Below are 6,270 nucleotides of genomic sequence, written 5' to 3'. Positions count from 1 at the left end.
TCGTTCCTCAACATTTCAGCCAACAATTTTTTGCCCATTATTAGGGCGTTAGGTTCCACGGGTATTTATGAGTATTGATTTTTCGATTTACACCATCAATGAGCTTCATGAGGCATGGGCATCAATTGATGATGAAGCATATCCAGATAGAGCAATAGAGTTGTATCAACGCCTAAAATCAGCTGGACAGCCACTTTATGATGATAAGGAAGGCGAGTTAGGAGTCCTTGGGAGTATTTTTCAAATTTTTAGTGGCGTTTCGTCGGGAGTTGCTAGTTTTGGTTCAGATATAGAATTGGAGAATACTCTGTGTCGCATGAAAGAAGAGCGAGTAAAGAAGTTAATTGAATTTAGAGGTTTAAGTGAAACCTAACAATCCATTCAACCGGACACATACTCGCTGGCTGGAGTCACTTCGTTCCCAGTTTAGCCAGCAAGTCTGTGCCGTTTAATAGGGGCGTTAGCTTTCAAATGAACATCGTCGAAATTTATGCAATGATATTAGCCTTAGAATGTGGGGCTTTAAAAATAAATAACGTCACAGAGTGGGCGGATTCATTGATCTTAAAAGCCGATGAACCCGATATCCGATTATTTGATGTATCGGTTTAAAAAAATACTAATGATGCCGTGTTAGCGCTCCAAGAATTTGGATTATCAACTGACTCGAAATTAGTCGCAAAAAAGGCATTTTCGATTTTCGTAAAAGCATTAGAAAACAACACTACTACCTACGAGAAAGTATCACAGAAAATTTATGAGATGGCTTTTGAACCAAACATCTTCATACCAGATGAACAAGCCGAAAATCAGATGATGAGCTTTTGGGACTCGCTAGATGTTGCCAATGATGGTATTTACGGAAATCCTGTAGAAATAAAAATGGAGATGTTGGCTTTTTTGAAGCAGTATGAAAGCTAACAAGTTACTCAAAAGGACGCAAAACGCTTGGCTTGCGCTCCTTCGTCGCTAATTTTAGCCAAGCATTTATGCGCCCATTAGTAAGGCGTTATGTGTCTTTGGAGGTTGGGTGCTTAAAAAAGGATTAGTTGCACTATTCGTTGCTTGGTTCTTTTATTCTTGGTTTGTTGCTGACACTTGTAGTTTTGACCAAGAATATGCTCATTCAAAGGTTGTGAAGTACCTAACTGGTAAGTCACTACCAATCGATCACCTAAAATTTGACTCAGAATATTCTGGCGAATGTAAGTTTGCGTACATGTATGAAGGTGCAGGTGAGAAAATTCACTTTGTTATCATTGATGATTTTGTTCATGGTGTAAAACTAAATATGTGGGACTTTAACAATCAAGGTGATTAAGCCACATAACAAGTCAATTCAGCAGGACAAAAAACAGTTGGTTTTGCTCCTGTGTCGTTAATTATAACCAACTATTTTTTGCGCCTTAGCAAAGAGTTATGTGCATTAGTTTAGGTGATATATGAAAAAGTGGCTTATAGAATCAGAGGATTCCCTTTCTAAAGCAATGGAAGCACTTAAAAGTGGTGAGATTCCTAAAGAAAATCTATATAAATTGGCACCTTTATTTTATTCAGAAAAACAAAAATCGAATAATGGCTCGCTGCTCCAAGAAATGTGCGATGTAAACGACAAGCAGATTGAACAAGACTGTTCTTTTGACCCTGACTCAATTAAACGATATAAATTTAATTATGTTGCATCGTACCTATATTGTTACGTTGTCGCAGGAAAAATGGATGACTCCAAATACGATAATATTATGGATTACGTGAATTCAAATATGGATCTATTTTCTGACTAAACCACGGTGCATAAGAGCACATAACAAGTGCATTAAGGCTCGTAAACTCGCTCGGACAATTAACAATGGGTTATTGTCGCTGGCGCTCAATAAGTTTAACCCATTGTCAATTTGCCGCTTATGCGAGCGTTATGCTTACAGGAGTTAATTTTGAGAATTACGGCAATACTTGGTTTGGCTTTATTCTTGATGTCATGTTCTACGTTAAATGTTTCAGGAAGGATGGACTTTAAAAATGAAACATATACATCCCCAAATAACGAATTTATCGTAGATTTACCCGCGTTGGTTCATCCAAATGCCAAAGATACTGTTTATCCCAATCAATTATTCGTCGACTTTTTCATTGGTTCAGGTTACTGGACTCCTCAAGGATTACACACTATTGAGTGGGTTACACTGCCAAAAGAAATTACAACTGAACAATTTCAAAAAGTTCTTCCCGACATTGTAAATGAACACTCTCAAAATAGGTTTCGCTCTACTGGCGAGTTCAATGTCATAGAGCAACGAAATTTTCCTGATTCTAACTCTCACAAATTCTTAGCTAAGGGGACTTATCAAACCGTGGCTAGCACGTGGATATGCACCATTAAACTATATAAAAATAGAATTGCGTTTATTTCAAAAGTGTTACCTTTGGAAACCCCCAAGCCGATTACTAAATTAGACGAAAATACAGATAGTTATAGCCAATGGGTGGAATCTTTCAGGGTGTTGTAAGCATAACAAACGCATTAAGGGTGGACGCAAAAAGCTTGGCTGCGCTCATTCTTCGCTTAGTATAGCCGAGCGTTTTGCGCCACTTATGCGGGCGTTATACACTACGGAGAATTAAGCGGTTGTTTCGATATATTGTAGCTCTGATTTTTTCAATTTCATTTTCTGCTCTTGGACAAACCAAACAAATTCAGGTGGACGAAGTTTCAATTGAATATTTGGACTTTGGGAAGGGAAAGTACACTTTTGTTTTTGAGTCGGGTGTTGGCATGGGCGTCAACTATTGGGACTCTTTTTTACCATTTGCTGATAGACTAAATTCTAGAGTAATCATTTACTCACGCGCTGGAAATGGCTCATCTAGTGCTTCATCTAAAGTCAGTTTAGAACGCTCTTTAGTGCGCTTAGAAAAACTTCTGTTTCAGCTAAATGTACAAGATAATTTAATACTTGTTGGTCACTCATTTGGTGGTTTTCATGCAAGAAACTTTGCTCACAATTTTGTGGATAGAGTTTCCGGTTTGGTCTTACTAGATCCTAGTCATGAGCTTTTTCAAAAAGAGCTCGAAGCAATTGACCCAGAAAAGGCCAAAAATGACAATGCCAGACTTAATTCGATATTAAAAAATCAACCTGAATGGCAAATTCTACAGGATATCTACACTAATAACGTACTTTTCCCTTCACAACCTACTCATAACGTTCCAACCGTAATAGTCACCTCGTCTCAAATAGGGGAATCGGATTGGTGGATTGGACACAGTGAGAAAGGAAAAATTGCTTGGAGAGCACTACACCAAGAACTTATTTCAAATAACTCAATATCAACTCATATTGTCACAGACAAAGTAGGTCATAATTTGCCAATTCAAGATCCCGAATTCACTTTTAAAGCAATTAAGTCTGTCTTGAAATTGGTGGAAGGTGTATAACAAACGCTTAAAACGAACAAAAATAAAGAGCATTTTCGCCGCTTAAGCGAAGTGTTAGTAATATTAGTCTTGTATGGGGTTTGTATTATGGATAGAAAGCAAAATAATAAAATTAAATATCCAAGTTTACCTGAGCAAGTATTACCTTCTGAAATGGGGTTAATGCAATCTCTAGGTGAATCTAAAACGTTAATAATCATGTTGGTGTTTTTTATAACATTATTTGGTGGGTTAAGTTTGTTTTTATTAAAAATAACAGCTTAGAGGCTGGTAGCATAAACTGCTAACAAGTGACTATGGGAAAGATTAACAAGACACTTATTATAAATTTTGCACTTTAAGCGGGTTAAAACAAAAACAACAACGGTACCCATACAAATACTCTACAGCAATAAACGCTAAAAAGTAAAATAAGCAAAACCGCAAAGCCAAATAGAACGTATTTTACTTATAAACTCTATTTTTAGGCTATGTTATGAAATATCTCAAATACCTTCTATTACTCGTATTCAGCGTGTTTTCGAATGCTAGTGAAAGTATTCCATTGAATGACTTATCCAGTTTACGATGGGAAAATCGCCTGATTATATTAAATAAACCTACAGATACTGAGCACGCATTAAGCCTAATGAAAAACAGCTCAGAAGGGATTAATGATCGACACATAGTTTGGTTTATTTTGAAAGAAAGTGAGGCTTTAACTAACTATTCTGGTCGGTTATCCGAGTCGTTCATGTTAAATGTTAGGCAGCAATATCAACTAAAAAACAATACCGTTACTTTAGTAGGAAAAGATGGGGGCATTAAATATCAAGGAAGCACTGTTGATGTTAAAGCACTTTTTTCGATTATAGATGCCATGTACATGCGACAGCGAGAAGTACAACTAAAAAATTAAAAATGGGTGCCATTTAAAAATAAAAGCTGTGGGCTTGTTAAAGCATTGGGTTTAATTAAGTACTTTCACTAATAATACCGTCTAATGCTAAACTACAAAAAATTAATTACTTGATACAGCTATGGCATTTTACCTTTCCTTATTACAGCCTCACTTTAAACACATTAAAATAGGTGCAACACTTACCTCGCTTTGGAGCGGGTGTGGCAGTATTATTGAGTGCAGGCTTGATAATGTGCCTTGTGTTATAAAGGCGATTAGAATACCCAATCATATAAACCATCCAAAAATTAAGCAAAGCGAATTTGCATTAAAAAGAAAGCAGCAGTCTTATAATGTTGAATATAACTTTTATAAGCATTACAGCCAGCATTTACCTAAAACAGCAAACAGTATTGAATGTGTGAGTGCTATTAATTGTGGCGATGAGTATGCGCTGGTGTTTAAAAATTTTACTCAGTTTGGGTTTACGCAAGCCAGCTCGTTGCATATAAAGCCAATATTAAAGTGGCTTGCTCACTTTCATGCGTTTAATTTAAATAAGCAACATGATGATTTGTGGGAGCAAGGGTGTTATTGGCATTTAAATACCCGGCCAGATGAATTTAACGCGCTTGTATCAAACCCTAATAATCAGTTTGATATAAAAGTAGTTGCTAAAAAATTAGCTTACCAGTTAGAACACCCTAAGTATAAAACGTTACTACATGGCGATGCTAAACTGGCAAACTTTGCCGTTAACTTAAATAATGAGATACGTGGTTACGACTTTCAGTACACAGGCGCTGGCGTTGGTATAGTCGATGTTATGTATTTTATGACGAGCTGCTATAGCTGTGAAGAATTACATGCTCATGCAACAAGCGAACTTACCTATTATTTTTATGAGTTAGAACATGCACTCACTCAGTATCAACCTAATATACCTGCTCAAGCGGTAATAAAGGAATGGAAGGCGTTGTGGCCTGCTGCTTGGGCTGATTTTTATCGCTTTTTAGCCGGCTGGAGCCCAGAGCATTACAAAATAAATAGTTATATGCATGACCAAGTTGTGAGTTGGTTTGAAACCAACAGCTGAACTTTTACAATTGTGTTGTGCATAAATATCAAACAAACACATATATTTGCGCACAATGTATGAGAATTGGTTTAAAACTACAGGTCAAATGGTCATTTTTAATATAAAATATCGCTAATTATTGTCTAAGTAGGTTTTCATCATGGCTATTCACGTTATTACTCATCCACTTGTTCAACATAAATTAGGTTTAATGCGCGCTTTCGGCATTAGCACTAAAAGCTTTCGTGAGCTGTGCTCAGAAGTCGGCACATTATTAACGTACGAAGCAACGAAAAATATTCCCCTTGAAGACAATGAAATAACCAGTTGGGACGGTAACAAACTTAACGTACAGCATATTAAAGGCAAAAAAATTACAGTGGTGCCTATCTTACGTGCAGGTTTAGGTATGATGGATGGTGTTATGCAGTTGTTGCCTGCGGCTAAAGTGAGTGTAGTTGGCCTTCAACGCAACGAAGAAACGCTTGAGCCAATTCCTTATTTTGAGAAGTTGGTTGGTAACATTGAACAACGTCTTAGCTTGGTTATTGACCCGATGCTTGCAACAGGTGGCTCGATGATTGCCACAATAGACATGTTAAAAAAAGCGGGCTGTAAAGAAATCAAAGTTATAGTGTTAGTTGCAGCCCCTGAAGGGGTAGAAAAAACGTTAGCAGCTCACCCTGATGTAGAAATATTTACCGCAGCGGTAGACAGCCACTTAAACGAGAAAGGATATATAGTGCCTGGTTTAGGTGATGCGGGTGATAAAATATTTGGTACGGTGTAGTCGTCATTAATTAGCGTTAATTGTGTTTCGCGTTATGGGCAATGCAATCATTAAAGAGGCTTTCTGAGGAAGGCCTTTTTCGTGTT

Annotated in this window: 11 protein-coding genes; all 11 read left to right on the top strand. The window is 37.1% G+C overall.

The features are described from left to right. Positions 1–67: 67 nt before the first annotated feature. The 11 genes from RF53_RS09640 to upp all read left to right on the top strand — a co-directional run bounded on the left by RF53_RS09640 (position 68) and on the right by upp (position 6,184). Positions 68–373, top strand: coding sequence for a hypothetical protein (locus tag RF53_RS09640; RefSeq protein ID WP_039037464.1), 306 nt, complete (start codon positions 68–70; stop codon positions 371–373). A 98-nt stretch (positions 374–471) separates the two neighbouring features. Then, positions 472–612: a hypothetical protein gene (locus RF53_RS19425; RefSeq protein ID WP_160289068.1), complete on the top strand. Its 141-nt coding sequence runs from the start codon at positions 472–474 to the stop codon at positions 610–612. A gap of 18 nt (positions 613–630) precedes the next feature. Beyond that, positions 631–921, top strand: coding sequence for a hypothetical protein (locus RF53_RS09635; RefSeq protein ID WP_039037463.1), 291 nt, complete (start codon positions 631–633; stop codon positions 919–921). Between the two features lie 109 nt (positions 922–1,030). Beyond that, positions 1,031–1,321, top strand: a complete 291-nt coding sequence (locus RF53_RS09630) for a hypothetical protein (RefSeq protein WP_039037462.1) — start codon at positions 1,031–1,033, stop codon at positions 1,319–1,321. A gap of 121 nt (positions 1,322–1,442) precedes the next feature. Continuing rightward, entirely contained in the window at positions 1,443–1,784 is a 342-nt protein-coding gene (locus RF53_RS09625; RefSeq protein WP_039037461.1) for a hypothetical protein, read from the top strand. 150 nt (positions 1,785–1,934) lie between these two features. Further along, positions 1,935–2,507: a hypothetical protein gene (locus RF53_RS09620; protein WP_152607098.1), complete on the top strand. Its 573-nt coding sequence runs from the start codon at positions 1,935–1,937 to the stop codon at positions 2,505–2,507. Positions 2,508–2,626: 119 nt separating this feature from the next. Further along, positions 2,627–3,436 (top strand): alpha/beta fold hydrolase, encoded by an 810-nt coding sequence (locus RF53_RS09615; protein WP_039037459.1) that lies wholly within the window; start codon positions 2,627–2,629, stop codon positions 3,434–3,436. An 87-nt stretch (positions 3,437–3,523) separates the two neighbouring features. Further along, entirely contained in the window at positions 3,524–3,700 is a 177-nt protein-coding gene (locus RF53_RS19420; protein WP_160289067.1) for a hypothetical protein, read from the top strand. Positions 3,701–3,911: 211 nt separating this feature from the next. Continuing rightward, positions 3,912–4,334 carry a DUF4174 domain-containing protein gene (locus tag RF53_RS09610; protein WP_039037458.1) on the top strand — a complete coding sequence of 141 codons (423 nt, stop codon included), beginning with the start codon at positions 3,912–3,914 and terminating at the stop codon, positions 4,332–4,334. 121 nt (positions 4,335–4,455) lie between these two features. Next, entirely contained in the window at positions 4,456–5,412 is a 957-nt protein-coding gene (locus RF53_RS09605) for a kinase (protein ID WP_039037457.1), read from the top strand. 142 nt (positions 5,413–5,554) lie between these two features. After that, positions 5,555–6,184 (top strand): uracil phosphoribosyltransferase, encoded by a 630-nt coding sequence (gene upp, locus RF53_RS09600; RefSeq protein WP_006791732.1) that lies wholly within the window; start codon positions 5,555–5,557, stop codon positions 6,182–6,184. Positions 6,185–6,270 lie beyond the last annotated feature (86 nt).

The sequence above is a fragment of the Pseudoalteromonas sp. ECSMB14103 genome, assembly GCF_000813065.1.
Taxonomy (GTDB): Bacteria; Pseudomonadota; Gammaproteobacteria; order Enterobacterales; family Alteromonadaceae; genus Pseudoalteromonas; species Pseudoalteromonas marina.
Note: the sequence above shows the minus strand (reverse complement) of the source record. Positions and strands in the feature narration are given on the sequence as shown.